Raw genomic sequence first — 17,661 nt, 5'->3', positions numbered from 1 at the left:
GCACCCCGTCCTCCGTCACCAGCTCGTCATCGCTGCTCCGGCAGCCACAGGAGGGAAGACCAACGGTGGTCGACAACATCCCGGTCCACGTGGACCCCGCGCGGCCCCCCGCGCCGACGCTCGAGCAGGTCGCCGAGCGTGCAGGTGTCTCACGCTCGACAGCCTCTCGCGCCATCAACGGCGGTCTGCGCGTGTCTCCCGAGGCCCTCGCCTCGGTCGAGGCCGCGGTCGCCGACCTCGGCTACACACCGAACCGCGCCGCGCGCTCGCTCGTCACCAAGCGCACCGACTCCATCGCGCTGGTCGTCCCGGAGCCGGACGAGCGCGTGCTCTCGGACCCGTTCTTCGCGGGCACGCTCAACGGCCTGAGCACCTCGCTCGCCGACTCCGACATGCAGGTGGTCCTCGTGATCGCCCGTCCCGGCGAGAGCGAGCGCACGGTGCGCTACCTGCGCAACGGCCACGTCGACGGGGCGATCGTGGTGTCCCACCACGCCAACGACGAGCTGGACCGGGCGCTGCAGATCTCGCACGTGCCCAACGTCTTCGTCGGCCGGCCGCTGTCCGCCGACGAGCGCGACGTCCAGTACGTCGACACCGACAACGTCGAGGGCGGCCGCCTGGCCACCCAGCACCTCATCGACCGAGGGTGCCGACGCATCGGCACCATCGCCGGTCCGGCCGACATGTCCGCCGGCATCGACCGCCTCACGGGGTGGCGGAACGCCATGCACACGGCCGGGATGGCCGACGACGCGGTCGTGCACGGCGACTTCACGATGGCCTCGGGCACGATCGCGGCGCGTGAGCTGCTGGCGAAGCATCCCGACATCGACGCGATCTTCATCGCCTCCGACCTCATGGCCGCGGGCGCGCTGACCGTGCTGGCGGAGCACGGCAAGGAGGTCCCCGGGGACGTCGCCGTCGTCGGGTACGACAACCTGGGTGTCGCGGCGTCGACCACCCCTCCCCTGACCAGCGTCATCCAGCCCGTCGTCGCGATGGCGCGCGCCGCCGGCGCACGGCTGCTCGACCAGCTCAACGGCGCGCCCCCGTCGCCGCCGCTGATCTTCGCGCCCGAGCTGGTCATCAGGGCCTCGGCGTAGCGGGAGCGACCCGAACGGTCGCGAGGGCCCCCGGTGGGTGATCCCACCGGGCCCTCGCGCGTCCGGGCACGCGGGTCGGCCGCGGCGCTGTCACCGGTGCGGGCGCGCGACCGACCCCCGATCAGGCGCCGCTGGCCCCCGGCGGCACGTGGCCGAAGCGGTGCAGCGTGCGGCTCACGGCCTGCTCCCGGACGACGGTGAGCAGCTCCCGGGCACCGCTGGCCAGCACCGGCCCGTCGAGCACGGTGACCTCGCCGACGCGGGTGGCCGCCGCCTCGCGCAGCCCGGGCGCCGACCCGATCACCCGCACCCGCCCGGTGACRACGCCCGCGCGGACCCGGTCCGCAAAGTCCGCGTGCGACTGCGCGGCGGCGTCGCTCACCGTCACCGGGACCCCGGCCGTCGACGCGGCGTGCCGCACGCGCGCGACGTCCCGGTCGCGGGCGTCCGACCCCACCCGCAGCACGAGGCCGGGGACGGGTCGGTAGCGCAGGATGTTCGCCTCGACGCGCAGGCCGGACGGGTCGTGCTCGACGGCGAGGTCGTCGGCCCACACGCGCGCGTCGTCCCGCGCGGCCCACGCGAGCCAGCCGGCGTCGTCCTGCGGGACCTCGGGCGAGTCCTGCCACCGGCCGATCTGCGCGACGTAGTGCGGTCCCCCGGCCTTGGCGCCGGGGCCCACGGCGGACGCCTTCCAACCGCCGAACGGCTGCCGCCGCACGATCGCCCCGGTGATGTGCCGGTTGACGTAGGCGTTGCCCACCTCGACGCGCTCCAGCCAGTGGTCGATCTCGGCCTCGTCGAGGGAGTGCAGACCGCCCGTGAGGCCGAACGCGACGGCGTTCTGCAGGTCGATGGCCTCGTCGAGGGTCTCCACGCGCATGATGCCGAGCACGGGTCCGAAGCACTCCGTGGTGTGGAACCACGAACCAGGGGCGACGCCGTACTTCACGCCGGGGCTCCACAGCCGGCCCTCGTCGTCGAGCTGCCGCGGCTGCACCAGCCACGCCTCCCCCGCGTCGAGGGTCGTCAGCGCGCGCAGCAGCTTGCCCGACGCCGTCTCGGTGAGGGGCCCGACCGCGGTGCCCAGGTCGGCCGCCGGCCCGACACGCAGCGACGAGACGGCGTCCGCGAGCTGGCGGCGCAGCCGGTCCGACCGCCCCGCGGAGCCGACGAGGATCGCGAGCGACGCTGCGGAGCACTTCTGGCCCGCGTGCCCGAACGCGCTGCGGACCAGGTCGGCGACGGCCAGGTCCACGTCCGCCGACGGGGTGATGACCAGCGCGTTCTTGCCGGACGTCTCGGCGAGGACGTCCAGGTCGGAGCGCCACCCGGCGAACAGCCTGGCGGTCTCGATCGACCCGGTGAGCACGACCCGAGCGACGTCGGGGTGCGTGATCAGGCGCCGCCCGACGTCCCCCTCGGGGCTGAGCACGACGGTGAGGATCCCGGCGGGTGCCCCGGCCGCGTCGAGCCCGCGCTGGATCGCCGCCATCGCAGCCTGCCCGCAGCGCGGCGTCTGCGGGGCCGGCTTGACCAGCACCGGGCTCCCGGCCGCCAGCGAGGCGAGCACCGACCCGACCGGGATGGCCACCGGGAAGTTCCACGGCGGCGTGACCACCGTGAGGCCGTCCGGCCTGTGCACGGCGCCGGGCACGACGCCGTCGGCGAGGTCGGCGGCGCGGTCGGCGTAGTAGCGCGCGAAGTCGACGGCCTCGCTCACCTCGGGGTCGGCCTCGGCGACGGTCTTGCCGGCCTCGTGGACCATCGTGGAGACCAGGTCGGCCCGCGCGTCCTCGAGCGCGACCGCGACGGCGTGCAGGGCGCGGGCGCGCTCCGCCGGCGGCGTCGCGGCCCAGGCGGGCAGGGCGGCTGCGGCTCGTGCGACCACGGCGTCGACCTCGTCGGTCGTCGTGACCTCGATCGCCCCGGCCGGCGTCGGCACGTCGCGGTCCACGACCCCCCGCGCCCACGCGCGGGCCACGCCGACCGCGGGGTCGGTGTCGGGCGTGTTCGCGAAACCGCCCGTGCTCGGGGCGTCGGCGAACGGTCGGGCGACGCGGCGAGCGGCCGTCGACGGTTCGTCGCGGTCGCGGAAGGCCACGCGGAACGCCTCCTCCTGCGCGTCCATGGCCTCGCCCGGGGCGAAGAGCGCGTGCAGGAAGTTCTGGCTGGCCGAGTTCTCCTCGAGTCGGCGCACCAGGTAGGAGATGGCGACGTCGAAGTCGTCGCGCGCGACCACGGGCGTGTAGAGCAGGACCGCGCCGACCTCGTCGCGGACCGCGCGCGCCTGGGCGGGGGCCATGCCCTGCAGCATCTCGATGTCGAGGGCCTCCGCGACGCCGCGCTGCTGGGCGATCAGGTGCGCGGCCGCGACGTGGAAGAGGTTGTGGCTCGCGACGCCGACGCGCAGCGCCGACGTCCGCTCCGGGTCGAGCGCGCGGCCCACCAGGCGCAGGTACGCGGCGTCGACCTCGGCCTTCGAGCCGTACGGCGCCTGCGGCCAGCCGTGCAGCTCCGACTCGACCTGCTCCATCGCCAGGTTGGCGCCCTTGACCAGCCGGACCTTGAGCCGCGCACCGCCCGCCTCCCGGCGCTCCTGCGCGATGGCGGTGAGCTCGTCGAGCGCGTCCGCCGCGTCCGGCAGGTACGCCTGCAGGACGATGCCCGCCTCCGCGTCGAGGAGCGCGGGGTCCGACACCAGCCGCTCGAACACCCGCAGCGTCAGCGTCAGGTCGCGGTACTCCTCCATGTCCAGGTTGAGGAACGTGCCGCGCCGGGCCGCGGTCAGGTAGAGCGGCCGCAGTCGCTCGACCACCCGGCCGACGCTGCCTTCGGTGTCCCACGTGGACAGCTGGCTCGCCACGGCTGACACCTTGACGGAGACGTAGTCGACGTCGGGCCGCTCGACCAGGGCCTGCACGCGCGCCAGGCGGGCGGTCGCCTCCCGCTCCCCGAGGACCGCCTCGCCCAGCAGGTTGAGGTTGAGCCGGAAGCCCTCCGCCCGGGTCGCGGCGAGGTGCCTGGCCAGGCCCGGGCCGTCGTCGGCGACGAGGTGGCCCACGAGGCTGCGGAGCCGCTGCCGGGCGGCGGGGACGACCACGTTCGGCAGCCCCGACGCCACGCGGGCACCGACGCCGAGCATCGCCCGGTCGAGCGGGCCGAGGAAGCCGGCGGCCGCTCCCGACGTCAGACCGGCGAGCTCCCGTGCCGCCACTCGCACGTCCTGCGGGCGCGCCACCCGGTCGACGAACCGCACCGCAAGCTCGAGCCCGGCGGGGTCGGCGACGAGGGCCGCCAGCCGACCGGTGGTCCGGCGCTCCGTGGCTGTCTGGCCCTCCGCCGTCGCCGAGAGCCAGCTGCGGGCCAGTCGGACCGCGTCCTCGGTGACGTCGCCTGTCGTCGACATGGGTTCTCCTCGTCCTGGGGGTGGACCGGGTCTCGGCCCGAGGCCAGTCTCTGCTGTCCGCGACGTCCGTGCGACGTCCGTCGCCCGGTTGCGTGCCGACGCGTCGGTGAGCGCCTCGGCGGCTCCGTCGTCAAGCCCGTCGCAGGCTCGTTCGTCCTGTTCGCGCCACATCGTCCTGCCCGCCCCTCGGACACGCCCGGCTCGCTCCTCGGGCCTGACGTGCGCGCGGGCCTCGCGGTGACAAGGTGGGCACGTGACGGACCTCACAGCGGAGACCCCGCAGCAGACCACGCCCCTCGCCACCGCCCAGGCACAGCTCGCCGGGGCCGTCGAGATCCTCGGCTACCCCGAGGGGCTCCACCGCATGCTCGCCACACCCCGGCGCGAGATGAACGTCGCTGTCCCCCTGCGTCGGGACAACGGCGAGATCGAGCTCTTCACCGGGTACCGCGTGCAGCACAACATCTCCCGCGGCCCGGGCAAGGGCGGGCTGCGCTACTCGTCCTCCGTCGACGTCGACGAGGTACGGGCGCTCGCCATGTGGATGACCTGGAAGTGCGCCGTCGTCGACGTCCCCTACGGCGGGGCCAAGGGCGGCGTCACCATCGACCCCCGGCTGTACTCGCAGGCCGAGCTCGAGCGCGTGACGCGGCGCTACACCAGCGAGATCATGCCGATCATCGGCCCGGAGCGGGACATCATGGCCCCGGACATCGGCACCAACGAGCAGACCATGGCGTGGGTCATGGACACGTACTCGGTGAACCTCGGCTACACCATCCCCGCCGTGACCACCGGCAAGCCCCTGGCGGTCGGCGGCTCGCTCGGACGCGCGACCGCCACCTCGCGCGGCGTCGTGCACTCGGCCGCGGCCGCGCTCGGCGACGCCGGCGTCCGGCTCGACGAGGTCAGCGCGGCGGTGCAGGGCTTCGGCAAGGTCGGGTCGCACGCCGCCCGGTTCCTGCACGACGCCGGTACGCGCGTGGTCGCGGTGAGCGACGAGCAGGGCGGCGTGATGAACAGCGACGGCCTCGACATCGTCGCGTTGGTGCGGCACGTGGAGGCCACCGGGACGGTCACCGGCTACGAGGGCGGCTCCCCCATCGACAACACGGAGCTCCTCGCGCTCGACGTCGACGTGCTCATCCCCGCGGCCGTCGAGGGCGTGCTCGACGCCGAGGCCGCCGGACGGGTCAAGGCCCGTTGGGTGGTCGAGGCCGCCAACGGGCCGACGACGCACGAGGGCGACCGGGTGCTCGCCGAGCGCGGCGTCGTCGTCGTGCCCGACATCCTGGCCAACGCCGGCGGCGTCGTCGTGTCGTACTTCGAGTGGGTGCAGGCCAACCAGGCCTACTGGTGGACCGAGCAGGAGATCGAGGACCGCCTCGAGCACCGCATGGTGTCGGCGCACCGGGCGGTCGCGGCACTCGCCGGGGCGGAGGGCATCTCGCTGCGCGACGCTGCCCTGACCATCGGGGTGCGCCGCGTCGCCGAGGCGCACCAGATCCGGGGCCTCTACCCCTGATCTCCCCCTGATCCCGAGCACGGGGAGTACGGACGGGCGCGCGGGTGTTGCTGACGAGGTGACTCGTCCGAACCCCGTGCCCCTGTCCGTGCTCKACACCTCGCCCGTCGCCGTCGGACAGTCGTCCGCCGACGCGCTCGCCGCGACGAGGACCCTGGCCCGCGCCGCCGACGCCGCGGGGTACGCACGGTTCTGGGTCGCGGAGCACCATGCGATGCCCGCGGTCGCCTCCACGTCGCCCGGCGTCCTGCTCGCCCACCTCGCCGCCGCGACGAGGCGCATCCGCGTCGGCTCCGGCGGCGTCATGCTGCCCAACCACCCGACGCTCGTGGTGGCCGAGCAGTTCGCGATGCTCGAGGCGCTGCACCCGGGTCGCATCGACCTCGGCATCGGCCGCGCCCCCGGCGCCGACCCCATGACGGCGGCCGCCCTGCGACGCACCGTCGAGGGCCTGGGTGCCGAGGACTTCCCGGCCGAGGTGATCGACGTCCTCGCCCTGCTCGGCCAGCAGCTGCCGGGCCGTCCGCCGTCCCTGCGGGCGACCCGGCTGTCCGCCACGCCGGCCGCGACGTCGACGCCGCAGGTCTGGCTGCTGGGCTCGAGCTCGTTCAGCGCCGAGCTGGCCGGTTCGCTGGGCCTCCCGTTCAGCTACGCGCACCACTTCAACACCGGGCACACCCTCGAGGCCGCTGCCGCGTACCGCCGCGCCTTCCGCCCGTCGCCCGTGCTCGACGCGCCCCACCTCATGGTCTCCGCGTCGGTCCTGGTGGCCGACTCCGACGACGAGGCCGCCTACCTGTCCGGTCCCAGCCGCGTCATGGCCCTCTCGCTGCGCACGGGTCGGCCGCTCGGGCCGATCGTGTCCCCCGAGGCCGCCGCTCGTGAGCTCGCCGCGCTCGATCCCGCCGCCGCCGCCGACTTCTTCGCCCGGGTCCCCGGCACCCAGGTCGCCACGACCGCCGACCGGGCCGTCGAGGAGCTCGCCGCACTGGTCGAGCGCACCGGCGCCGACGAGCTCATGATCACCGGGACCGCCTACGACGTGGCCACCCGCGTGCACACCCTGACGCAGGTCGCCGAGCGCTGGCCCGGGCTCGCGGCCGCCGCCTGACGGCGGTCAGACCGGCCGGTCGCCCGCGGTCGGGTCCTTGACCAGGCGGGCGGACCCCGCGCCCGCCAGCGCGAGGGTCTGGTCGTCGGGCGTCGTCACCGTGACGGGTTCGCCCAGCAGCCGGAACACCTGCTGCTCGCAGGCCATGGCGTCCGGCGGACCGGCCATGAGCGTCGAGACCACCGGCCCGAAGGTCAGCGTGTCCCCGTCCAGCACCCAGGTGCCGCGCACCCGGTTGATGCCGGCCATGCCGAACACCACACCGTCACCGTCGAACGTCAGCCACGGCGTCGCGCGTCGCGGCCCCTCGACCTCGGCACCCTCGAGCGCCGTGAACCGCCAGGTACCCGCCAGATCGACCATCCCTCGATGATGTCACCGCAGGCTCAGCCTCGGGGCTGGCGGTCCGCCCAGGTCTCGAGCGTCACGCGCGGGCCGGTGTAGAACGGCACCTCCTCGCGCACGTGCAGGCGGGCGTCGGTGGCGCGCAGGTCGCGCATGAGGTCGACGATCCGGTGCAGCTCCGGCGCCTCGAACGCGAGGATCCACTCGTAGTCGCCGAGCGCGAACGCCGAGACGGTGTTGGCGCGGACGTCGGCGTACCCGCGGGCGGCCTGGCCGTGCTCGACGAGCATGCGCCGCCGGTCGTCCTCGGGCAGCACGTACCAGTCGTACGACCGGACGAACGGGTACACGGTCATGTAGTCGCCGGCCGGCTCACCCGCGAGGAACGCAGGGACGTGCGACCGGTTGAACTCGGCGGGCCGGTGCAGGCCCACCACCGACCACACGGGCAGCAGGTGGCGACCGAGGTCGCTGGCGCGCAGCCGCTGGTAGGCGCCCTGTACCTCCTCGATCGTCTCGGCGTGCCACCACACCATGAGGTCGGCGTCCGCGCGCAGCCCGGCGACGTCGTACCAGCCGCGGATCACGAGCCCGTCGTCGGCGACCGCCGCCTGCGCAGCGGCGATGAGCTCGGCGCGCTCGTCGTCGTCCTCGGGCAGCACCTCCTCGAGCGCGAAGACGGTCCACATCGTGTACCGGACGGTGGCATTGAGGGTCTCGGCGTCGTGCGTCATCGCGGGTGCTCCAAGGGTGTGGTGGTCAGGACCGGGGGTCGGTCGAGCAGGCGGCGGGGATGCCGGTGGGCTGGCCGGCGCGCATCTGGCAGCAGCCCGGGCGGCACACGGACCGCCACGGCGGCAGGTCGCCGACCGTCGCCTCGTTCACGGGCCGGGCGGCGGCGTCGGCCGCGACGTCGTCCGTGACGGGCGCCGCGCCGGACGCGTCGTCGTGGCGGGCCAGCGCGGCCCGCTCGACCACGAGGTCGACGAGCCCGCGGACGAACGGCTCACGCGTCCCGACCGTGTCGGCGCGGACCGCCGCGATCCCGAGCTCGGCCGCCGTGGCCAGCGCCTCGGTGTCGAGGTCGAACGCGACCTCCATGTGGTCGGAGATGAACCCGATCGGCGACAGCACCACCGCCTGCACGCCGTCGGCCGCGAGGGCGCCGAGGTGGTCGTTGACGTCGGGCTCGAGCCAGGGCTGGCTCGGCGGCCCCGAGCGCGAGCAGTACGTGAGGTCCCAGGTCACCGGGCGACCCAGCCGCTCCTGCACCGCCGCGGCGACCGTCGCGGCGACGTCGAGGTGCTGGGCGCTGTAGGACGCGCCGCTGACCGTCGACGCCTCCTCCATCGTGTCCGGGATGGAGTGCGTGACGAACACCAGGCGGGCGTCGCGGCCCAACGACTCGAACGCCTCGGTCACCGCGTCGACGTTCGCCTGCACGAAGCCGGGGTGGTTGAAGTAGGAGCGCACCTTGTCGACGACCAGCGGGTGCTCGCCCTCGCCGAGCCCCACGTCGAGGCCGAGCTCGTCGAGCGAGGCCCAGAGGTTCTCCCGGTACTGGCGGCAGCCGGAGTACGACGAATAGGCGCTGGTCACCAGCGCGACCATTCGCCGGGCGCCGTCCGCGTATGCCGCTGCCAGGGCGTCGCGGGTGTACGGCTCCCAGTTGCGGTTGCCCCACAGCACCGGCAGGTCGATCCCCCGGCGGGCCAGCTCGTCGGCGAGCGCCTTCTGCAGCGCGAGGTTCTGCCCGTTGATCGGGCTGGCGCCCCCGAAGTGGTGGTAGTGCTCGGCGACGACCGCGAGGCGCTCGTCGGGGATGTTCTTGCCGGCGGTGACGTTGCGCAGGAACGGCAGCACGTCGTCGGGACCGTCCGGACCGCCGAAGGAGAAGAGCAGCAGCGCGTCGTACGGCGCGGCGGGGCTGGCTTCGGACGAGGGCGTACGGGTGCTCACAGCGGTGTCAGGGGCCACCGTCCGATCATCGCACCGGCCGCGCGGCGCCCCCGTGGCGAGCGACCCGACCGGCCCGTGAGATTGTCGAGACGCGGTGTCAGAAAGCGCACCGACGCCCGGCGGCGACGTGCACCACCGGGCGTCGGACGGGCGAACAGTGCGGACGCTCAGCCCTTGACGGCTCCTCCGAGCCCGGCTCCGCGCAGGAACATGCGCTGGAAGACCAGGAACATGAGGATCGGGATGACGGTCGCGATCGCGTAGGCGGCCATCAGCGTCCCCTTGTCGGTGGTCGCCTCCAGCGACGGCAGGCGCACGGACAGCGGCTGCAGGTCCGGGTTGCGCAGGACCAGCAGCGGCCAGAGGAAGTCCTTCCACGACGCGATGACCGCGAATACGGACACCACGCCGAGGATCGGCTTGCTCATGGGCAGCACGATCGACCAGAAGAGCCGGAAGGGCCCGGCGCCGTCCACCCGCGCGGCCTCGAAGATCTCGCGCGGCAGGTTGTCGAAGAACCGGGCGACCAGGACGACGTTGAACGCGCTGGCGCCTGCCGGGAGCCACACCGCCCAGTACGAGTTGACCAGCGAGTGATCGATCAGGGGCGGGTGCAGGATGATCAGGTAGAGCGGCACCAGGAGGACGACCGCCGGCACGAACAGGGTCGCGAGGACGAGACCCTGGGCGTAGCGGGCCCACCGCGGCCGCAGCACCGAGAGCACGAACCCGCCGGTCGTCGCGACCAGCATCTGCGAGGCCCACGACCCCGCCGCCAGCACGACGGTGTTGACGAAGTACTTGCTGATGTTGATGTCGTACCACGCCTCGTGGAGGTTCGACCACTTGACGCCGTTCGGGAAGATCGCGAGCGGGGTGCGCAGGATGTCCTGCGTCGGCGTGATGGCGAACTTGCCGAGCAGCAGGAGCGGCCCGACGCACCAGACGATCAGCAGGATCAGCAGGAGCACGTGCATCGTGTTCCAGGTGCGCCGCACGCGGGGGCGCCGCCAGTCGGAGGTGGAGACCGCGGTGCGGTCCTCCTCGGGAGGCGGCGTCTTCACGCCCTCGGCGGGTCCGGTCGGGACCTCGTCGGGGAGCACCGCCTCCGGCAGGGACGGGGTGGTCGTCGTCACGAGGTGCTCCAGCTGCGCGTGAGGCGGAAGTAGATCAGGGACATCACCGCGAGGAACACGGCGAGCATGAGCGACAGCGCCGTCGCCATGCCGTAGTTCCCGCCGAGGCTGTTCTGGAACGCGTACCGGTACACCAGCAGGAGCACGGAGATCGTCGCGTTCGCGGGACCACCGCCGGTGAACAGGTACGGCTCGAGGAACACCTGCGCCGTCCCGATGATCTGCAGGATGAAGGTGATGAGCAGGACGCCGCGCAGCTGCGGCATCGTGACGTGCCAGATCTTGCCCCAGACCGAGGCGCCGTCGACCTCGGCGGCGTCGTACAGCTCGGTGGGCACGGAGGTCAGCGCGGCGAGGTAGATGATCACCGTGCCGCCGGCCGCGGCCCAGGTGGCCTCCAGCACGAGGGACGGCATGGCCGACGTCGCGCTCTGCAACCAGGGTTGGGGGGGTATCCCGACGTAGCCGATGATCGTGTTGAACACGCCCTCGGGCCGCGGGTCGTAGAAGAACTTCCACAGCAGGACGGCGACCACCGGCGGGACGACGACGGGCAGGTAGGCCAGGGCCGAGTAGAGGCCCTTGGCGCGGCGCACCTCGCTCATGAGGACCGCGGCGACGAGCGGCACGGGGTAGCCGAAGAGGAGCGCCAGCAGCGCGAAGTAGGCGGTGTTGCGGACGGCCATCGGCAGCACGGGGTCGGCGAACACCCGCTGGAAGTTCTCGAGCCCGACCCACGACGTCACGATGAGGTTCGTCTTCTGGAAGCTCATCACGACGGCCTTGACGATGGGCGCCCAGGAGAACACCCCGAAGATCACCAGCATCGGCAGCGCGAACACGAGGGTGCTCAGCCCGCCGCCACGGACCCAGGTGGCCGGAGAGCGTCTCCTCGTCGGTCGCTCGACGACGGTGTCGGTGGTCATGCGGTCCTTCTCTCGGTACAGATCGTCAGGAACGTGCCAGCGGGAGACGGCGGGGTGCCCGGTCCGGGGACGGACCCGGACCGGGCACCCCCACGACGTCAGCCCGCCTGGTCGATCAGGGCCTGCGACTGCGTGTTAGCGTCAGCGAGGAGCTGGTCCAGGTCGACGCTGGGGTCGGTCATCACGGCCTGCACGATCGGGAACAGCAGTCCGTAGGTCTCCTGCGTCGCGCGAGCGGCCTCAGGGATGACCGGCTGGGTGAACATGACGTCGGTGTAGCCCGTCATGTGGTCGAGCGGGACGTTGACGTAGTCCTTGATCCAGCCGAGCGACGTCTCGTACTGCTCCTTGCTGAAGATCGGGAGCGTCGGGGTGCCCACGGCCTGCGGGGGCGTCTGCTCCGCGAGGATCTTGGCGTCCGCCACGGCCTGGTCCTGGTCGACCAGCTTGGACAGGTACCAGAAGTCGATCCACTTGACGGCGGCGTCCTTCTCCTCGTCCGACGCCTGCGGCGCGACGGCGGCGTAGGTGCCACCGCCGAGCGTGCCCGAGTCGTCCCCCTCGTTGGGGAGCGCGGTCAGCCCGTAGTCCAGGTTGTCCGCGGTGACCCCGTTGTTCTGCACCAGCGCGGTGTAGATGTCGGAGCCCGAGGTGTACATGGCGAACTGGCCGGCCGCGAAGCCCTCGTTGATGTCGCCCCAGCCCAGCTGGGAGTTCTCCAGCAGCGAGCCGTCCGTCTTCAGGTCGCCGAGGAACTCCAGCGACTCCTTGACGGCGGGGTCCGTCAGCGTGGCCTTGTACTGGTCGCCGTCCAGCACCTGGGTGCGACCGCCGCGCGAGTACGCCGCGGCCGTCAGCTGCCAGCCACCCGCGTTGTCGAGCGCCATCATGGCGTAGCCCGGCACGCCGGTCTTGTCGTGGATGGTCTTGGCGTCGGCGCGGACCTCGTCCCACGTCGTCGGCGGCTTGTCGGGGTCGAGCCCGGCGTCCGTGAACAGCTTGCGGTTGTAGTGCAGCGCGACCGCGTAGATCGACTTGGCGGGGACGGCGTAGACCTTGCCGTCGTCGCTGAGGCCCGCCGCGAGGACCTCCTTGTTGAAGTCGTTCGCGTACGAGAGCTCCTTGACCTGCTCGTCGATGTCGGCGATCTGGCCGTTCTGGATGAGCACCTTGGTGTCCGTGGCCGGCACCTCGAAGACGTCGGGCAGGGTGCCACCGGCGAGGTCGGCCGCAAAGGTCGACGCCAGCCAGTTGTACTCCTGCGTCTCGATCTTGATGTCGGGGTACTTCTCCTCGAACTGCTTGACGCGCTCGTTCAGCGCGTCCACAGCCGTCTGCTCGGCGCCGGGCTGCAGGCCGGCGACCGTGATGGTGACCTGGTCGCCGCCGGCGGACGACGAGTCGCCCGAGGGCGTGTCGTCGCTGCACGCGGCCAGCAGGCCGATCGAGAGCACACCGGCCATGGTGAGCGCGGTGGTGCGTGAGGACCTCATCGTCACTCCTTCGTGAGGGAACGCCCCTGACAGAGTGCCAGGTCGCGATCGTGTTCTGCGGTCGGGATCACTGCGGGTCTAGCGGATGGTGCGGTCGGGTCAGGCGGGGGTGCGCAGCCACGCGGCGGTGTCGCGCGGCAGCAGACCTGCGACGAGCGGGGAGCTCGCGAGCAGGACGTCGGTGTGGGCGGGCAGGACGGCGGGTTCGTCGCCCAGGTTGACGATGCACACGAGGTCGCCACGGGCGAACGCGAGCACGTCGTCGGCGGAGTCGATCCACGTCATCGGTCCGTCGCCCAGGGCGGGCTCGGACCGACGGATCGCCAGCAGGTCGCGGTAGAGGTGCAGGGTCGACGCGGGGTCGGCCTCCTGCGCCGCGACGGTCAGGTCCGCCCAAGCGGCCGGCTGCGGCAGCCAGGGCTGCGCGGTGGTGCCGTCGGGGCTGAATCCGTAGGGGGCCGACGAGCCGGCCCAGGGCATCGGCACGCGACAGCCGTCGCGGCCGGGGTCGACACCCTCGGACCGGAAGTGCATCGGGTCCTGGAGCACGTCGAGCGGGAGGTCCTCGACCTCAGGCAGCCCGAGCTCGTCCCCCTGGTAGAGGTACAGCGAGCCCGGCAGGGCCGCCGTGAGCAGGGCGGCGGCGCGAGCCCGGCGCAGGCCGACGGTCAGGTCGGTCGGCGTACCGAACCGCTTGGCCGTGAACGCGAACGACGTGTCGTCGCGCCCGTACCGTGTCACGGGTCGCGTCACGTCGTGGTTCGAGAGCACCCAGGTGGCCGGTGCCCCGACGGGGCCGTGCGCGGCCAGCGTGATGTCGATCGACTCCCGCATCTCCTTGGCGTCCCAGGGACGGGCCATGAAGTCGAAGTTGAAGGCGGTGTGCATCTCGTCGGGACGCAGGTACTGCGCGAAGCGCACCTTGTCCTGCAGCCAGACCTCGCCGACGAGAACGCGCGTGCCCTCGTACGAGTCGGCCACGGCGCGCCAGCCCCGGTAGACGTCGTGCAGCTCGTCGCGGTCGACGTGCGGGTGCGCACCCGGTCCCGGCTGCGGCGGGACCTCGGGCAGGGAGGCGTCCTTGACCAGCAGCGCGGCCGAGTCGATGCGGATCCCGGCGACGCCCCGGTCGAACCAGAACCGGAGCACCGACTCGAACTCCTCGACGACCTCCGGGTGCGACCAGTTCAGGTCGGGCTGCTGCGGCGCGAAGAGGTGCAGGTACCACTCGCCCGGAGTGCCGTCGGGGTTCGTCGTGCGCGTCCACGTGCTGCCCTGGAAGTCGGAGACCCAGTGCGTCGGGATCTGCTCGCCCTGCTCGCCCTTGCCGGGGTGGAACCAGAACCGCTGTCGCTCCGGCGAGCCGGGCCCGGCGGCCAGGGCCGCCTGGAACCACTCGTGCTGGTCGGACACGTGGTTGGGGACGACGTCGATGATGGTCCGGATCCCGAGGGCCAGCGCCTCCTCGATGACCTGCTCGGCCTCCTCCAGCGTGCCGAACGCCGGGTCGATGGCGCGGTAGTCGGCCACGTCGTACCCGCCGTCCGCGAGCGGGGACACGTACCAGGGCGTCACCCAGATCGCGTCGACGCCGAGGTCCCGCAGGTACGGCAGGTGCGCCCGCAGGCCCGCCAGGTCGCCGGTGCCGTCCCCGTTCCCGTCGGCGAAGCTGCGCGGGTAGACCTGGTAGATCACTGCGCCACGCCACCACTGCGGGTCGGTCTGCGGCTGAGCCTGCGCCACTCGGGTCTCGTCTCTCGTGGGCCGTCGTCGTCGACGGGCCGGCTGTCCGGTCTCTCGGCGGCCGCGACGAGCTCCGCGGCCCGGAGGACCACCACGAGACGTCGATGTCGCGTTCCAGACACTAAAGGACGCGACGAGAACCACGCAAGAAACTGACAGGACAGTTATCGAAGTGTGACCGAGACGCCATCGAATCTCGATGAGCGCCCTTCACGACGAAGGCCCCGCCCCGCCCGGACGGGCGGAACGGGGCCAGCGCGCCGTGCTCGGGTTCAGCTCGCGACCGCGACCGGTTGCGCGGGAGCCGGGCCGGTCGAGCCGCGCACGACGAGCTCGGGCTCGAACAGCAGCTCGTCCTGGGGCACCGCTCCCCCGTGGATCTGGCTGACCAGCAGGTCGATCGCCGCCCGGCCCATCGGCTCGATGGGCTGACGCACGGTGGTCAGCGGCGGCTCGGTGCAGCTCATGAACGCGGAGTCGTCGTACCCGACCACCGAGATGTCGTCGGGAACCCGCAGGCCCGCGCGCCGGGCGGCCCGGATCACGCCGAGGGCCAGCGGGTCGCTCGCGCAGACGATGCCGGTGACCCCCTCTCGCAGAAGCCGGTTGCCCGCCGCCTGTCCGCTCTCCAGCGAGTAGGCGCTGCGGACCACCTGGTGGGCGCCGAGCTCGAGCCCCAGCCGCTGGGTGATCGCCTGCGCGGCCCGGAGCTTGCGCTCGGAGGGCACGTGGTCGATCGGGCCCAGGACCAGGCCGATCTTCGTGTGGCCCAGCGAGGCCAGGTGGCCCACCGCCTGCTCGATCGCCACCTCGTCGTCGCACGACACCCGGGGGAACGGGAGCTCCTCGATCGAGGCGTTGATCAGGACGACCGGCAGGTTGCGGCCCGTGAGCCGCTCGTAGTGCCCGTGCGTCGCGTCGCGCTGCGCGTAGTGGCCGCCGGCGAAGACGATGCCCGAGACCTGCTGCCCGAGCAGCAGCTCCACGTAGTCCGCCTCGGATACCCCGCCGGCGGTCTGCGTGCACAGCACGGGCGTGAAGCCCTGCTGCGCGAGCGCCCCGCCGACCACCTCCGCGAACGCGGGGAAGATCGGGTTCTGCAGCTCGGGCAGGACGAGCCCGACCAAGCGGGCACGCTCGCCGCGCAGCTTGGTCGGTCGCTCGTAGCCGAGCACGTCGAGCGCCGTGAGCACGGCCTCCCGCGTGGACTCCGAGACGCCGGGCTTACCGTTGAGCACGCGGCTGACGGTCGCCTCGGAGACGCCGACCTTGCGTGCTACCTCTGCGAGTCGCCGTGACATGCTCGTCACTCTACGTCGCTCGGCTGCAAGTCGCTTGCATATCGCTGCAAACGCTTTACCGGTCGCGTCACCCGTTTGGCGCCGTCCGACCTCGGCCGACGTGCGCGCTCCGCGGTGCACTTCTACCGTCGTGGTTGCCCCTCACCTCACAGACAGGTCCCTCGTGCCGTTGCCCGTGTCCCACTCGCCGGCGAGCCCCGCGCTCGGTCGGCGCTACCACCTGGAGCAGCAGCTCGGGCGGGGCGGGTCGGGCGAGGTGTTCCGCGCCACGGACGAGCGCCTCCACCGCGCGGTCGCGCTCAAGCTGTTCGCCATCGGCTCGGCCTCGCCGGACGAGATCCGCCGCTACGCGCACGAGGCGCGCGTGCTGTCCTCGCTCGCGCACCCGAGCCTCGTCGCGCTGCTGGACGTCGGCGCCGACGTGCTGCCGGACGTCGGCCCGGTCGCGTTCCTCGTCATGGAGCTCGTCGACGGCCGGACCTTGCGCGACACCATCGCGGACGGGCCGCTGGCCCCGGGGTACGTGGCCGACGTGGGACGGCAGCTCGCCCTGGCGCTCGACCACGCCCACGCCGCGGGCGTCGTGCACCGCGACGTCAAGCCCTCCAACGTGCTCGTCGCCACGGACCGCGCCGAGAGCGGCCACCGGGACGCGCCGTGGCTCCCGGTGGTGCTCGCCGACTTCGGCATCGCGGTGACCACCGTCCACGCCGCCGCGACCCAGCCCGGGACGTCGGGCACGGCGGGCTACCAGAGCCCCGAGCAGGCGCTGGGCGCCGCCGCGGGGCCGGCGAGCGACGTCTACTCCCTGGGCCTCGTCCTGCTCGAGTGCCTCACGGGCGAGCGCGCGTACCCGGGTGACCCGCTGAGCAGCGCCCTGGCCCGCCTGCTCGAGCCGGTCCGCATCCCGGAGCACGTCGGTCGGGACTGGACGCGTCTGCTGCGCGCGATGACCGCGGAGGACCCCGCCGCGCGTCCCGTGCCGACCGTGGTCGCCGCGGAGCTGCGGGCGCTCAGGGTCTGACGGCGGCGGCCGGCGACGGGTCCGGGATCCCGGCCTGTGCCGCGCGCAGCTTGTCGGTGAGCCGCTGCAACGTCGCCAGCTCGTCGCTGTCCAGGGCCCCGCCGACGAACCGCCGGATCGAGCGCACGTGCCGCCGCCCGATCTCCCGCTGCACGCGCGACCCCTCGGCGGTCAGGCTGACGGCGACGCCGCGGGCATCGCCGAGGACCGGACCTCGCTGCACGAGCCCGGCGGCCTCGAGCCGCTCGACCATCCGCGACAGGCTGGGCTGCGTGAGCAGGCTGCCCTCGCCGAGGTCCTTGAGCCGCGCCGTGCCGTCCGGGCAGCCGGAGAGCGTGAAGAGGACGTCGTACTCCCGGATGGTCAGCTCGCCCCAGACGTCGTCGCGCTGGAACCTGCGCATGAGGGCGACCTGGGCACGGAACAACGACTCCCACGCCTCGGCGGCCTCGCGTGCGCCGGGGAGCTCTCGTGCTCCGTCGTCCATCGACTGCCCCTCTGGTCACCCGCGGTCCATGCAAACGTATCTATCTCAACGCGTTGTCGACCGCCCCTGTTCCGCGGCGGTATCGAAAACACCCGC

14 protein-coding genes are annotated in these 17,661 nt (G+C 72.9%); 4 read left to right on the top strand and 10 right to left on the bottom strand.

Annotated features, from left to right (window positions below):
• The first annotated feature begins 65 nt into the window (after positions 1-65).
• On the top strand, positions 66-1,106 hold the full coding sequence (locus tag ACXJKA_RS15060; RefSeq protein WP_456826025.1) for a LacI family DNA-binding transcriptional regulator: 1,041 nt from the start codon (positions 66-68) through the stop codon (positions 1,104-1,106).
• A 121-nt stretch (positions 1,107-1,227) separates the two neighbouring features.
• Here ACXJKA_RS15060 and ACXJKA_RS15055 read toward each other — a convergent pair whose 3' ends face one another.
• The gene (locus tag ACXJKA_RS15055) at positions 1,228-4,515 is read right to left on the bottom strand and encodes a proline dehydrogenase family protein (protein WP_456826024.1); all 3,288 of its coding nucleotides are present in this window, start codon (positions 4,513-4,515) and stop codon (positions 1,228-1,230) included.
• 253 nt (positions 4,516-4,768) lie between these two features.
• On the opposite strand from ACXJKA_RS15055, the gene ACXJKA_RS15050 reads away from it, so the two are divergent.
• The gene (locus ACXJKA_RS15050; protein WP_456826023.1) at positions 4,769-6,040 is read left to right on the top strand and encodes a Glu/Leu/Phe/Val family dehydrogenase; all 1,272 of its coding nucleotides are present in this window, start codon (positions 4,769-4,771) and stop codon (positions 6,038-6,040) included.
• A 58-nt stretch (positions 6,041-6,098) separates the two neighbouring features.
• On the top strand, positions 6,099-7,151 hold the full coding sequence (locus tag ACXJKA_RS15045; protein WP_456826022.1) for an MsnO8 family LLM class oxidoreductase: 1,053 nt from the start codon (positions 6,099-6,101) through the stop codon (positions 7,149-7,151).
• 6 nt (positions 7,152-7,157) lie between these two features.
• Here ACXJKA_RS15045 and ACXJKA_RS15040 read toward each other — a convergent pair whose 3' ends face one another.
• From ACXJKA_RS15040 to ACXJKA_RS15005, 8 genes are all read right to left on the bottom strand, one after another.
• Entirely contained in the window at positions 7,158-7,514 is a 357-nt protein-coding gene (locus ACXJKA_RS15040; RefSeq protein WP_456826021.1) for an META domain-containing protein, read from the bottom strand.
• Between the two features lie 23 nt (positions 7,515-7,537).
• Positions 7,538-8,230 (bottom strand): hydrogen peroxide-dependent heme synthase, encoded by a 693-nt coding sequence (gene hemQ / locus ACXJKA_RS15035; protein WP_456826020.1) that lies wholly within the window; start codon positions 8,228-8,230, stop codon positions 7,538-7,540.
• 25 nt (positions 8,231-8,255) lie between these two features.
• Entirely contained in the window at positions 8,256-9,473 is a 1,218-nt protein-coding gene (locus tag ACXJKA_RS15030; protein ID WP_456826019.1) for a ferrochelatase, read from the bottom strand.
• A gap of 149 nt (positions 9,474-9,622) precedes the next feature.
• Positions 9,623-10,591: a carbohydrate ABC transporter permease gene (locus tag ACXJKA_RS15025; protein WP_456826018.1), complete on the bottom strand. Its 969-nt coding sequence runs from the start codon at positions 10,589-10,591 to the stop codon at positions 9,623-9,625.
• Positions 10,588-11,517, bottom strand: a complete 930-nt coding sequence (locus ACXJKA_RS15020) for a carbohydrate ABC transporter permease (protein WP_456826017.1) — start codon at positions 11,515-11,517, stop codon at positions 10,588-10,590. Before ACXJKA_RS15020 ends, ACXJKA_RS15025 begins: the two co-directional genes overlap by 4 nt.
• Before the next feature lie 98 nt (positions 11,518-11,615).
• Complete coding sequence (locus tag ACXJKA_RS15015; RefSeq protein WP_456826016.1) at positions 11,616-13,010, bottom strand: ABC transporter substrate-binding protein; 1,395 nt, start codon at positions 13,008-13,010, stop codon at positions 11,616-11,618.
• 99 nt (positions 13,011-13,109) lie between these two features.
• Complete coding sequence (locus ACXJKA_RS15010; protein ID WP_456826015.1) at positions 13,110-14,753, bottom strand: glycoside hydrolase family 13 protein; 1,644 nt, start codon at positions 14,751-14,753, stop codon at positions 13,110-13,112.
• Between the two features lie 272 nt (positions 14,754-15,025).
• Positions 15,026-16,054: a LacI family DNA-binding transcriptional regulator gene (locus ACXJKA_RS15005; RefSeq protein ID WP_456826014.1), complete on the bottom strand. Its 1,029-nt coding sequence runs from the start codon at positions 16,052-16,054 to the stop codon at positions 15,026-15,028.
• 163 nt (positions 16,055-16,217) lie between these two features.
• On the opposite strand from ACXJKA_RS15005, the gene ACXJKA_RS15000 reads away from it, so the two are divergent.
• Entirely contained in the window at positions 16,218-17,078 is an 861-nt protein-coding gene (locus ACXJKA_RS15000) for a serine/threonine-protein kinase (RefSeq protein ID WP_456826013.1), read from the top strand.
• Here ACXJKA_RS15000 and ACXJKA_RS14995 read toward each other — a convergent pair.
• The gene (locus ACXJKA_RS14995) at positions 17,068-17,565 is read right to left on the bottom strand and encodes a MarR family winged helix-turn-helix transcriptional regulator (protein ID WP_456826012.1); all 498 of its coding nucleotides are present in this window, start codon (positions 17,563-17,565) and stop codon (positions 17,068-17,070) included. The genes ACXJKA_RS15000 and ACXJKA_RS14995 overlap by 11 nt on opposite strands.
• Between the last annotated feature and the right edge of the window lie 96 nt (positions 17,566-17,661).

It is taken from the genome of Cellulomonas sp. P5_E12 (assembly GCF_054049315.1).
This window is presented reverse-complemented; position numbering and strand designations above follow the sequence as displayed.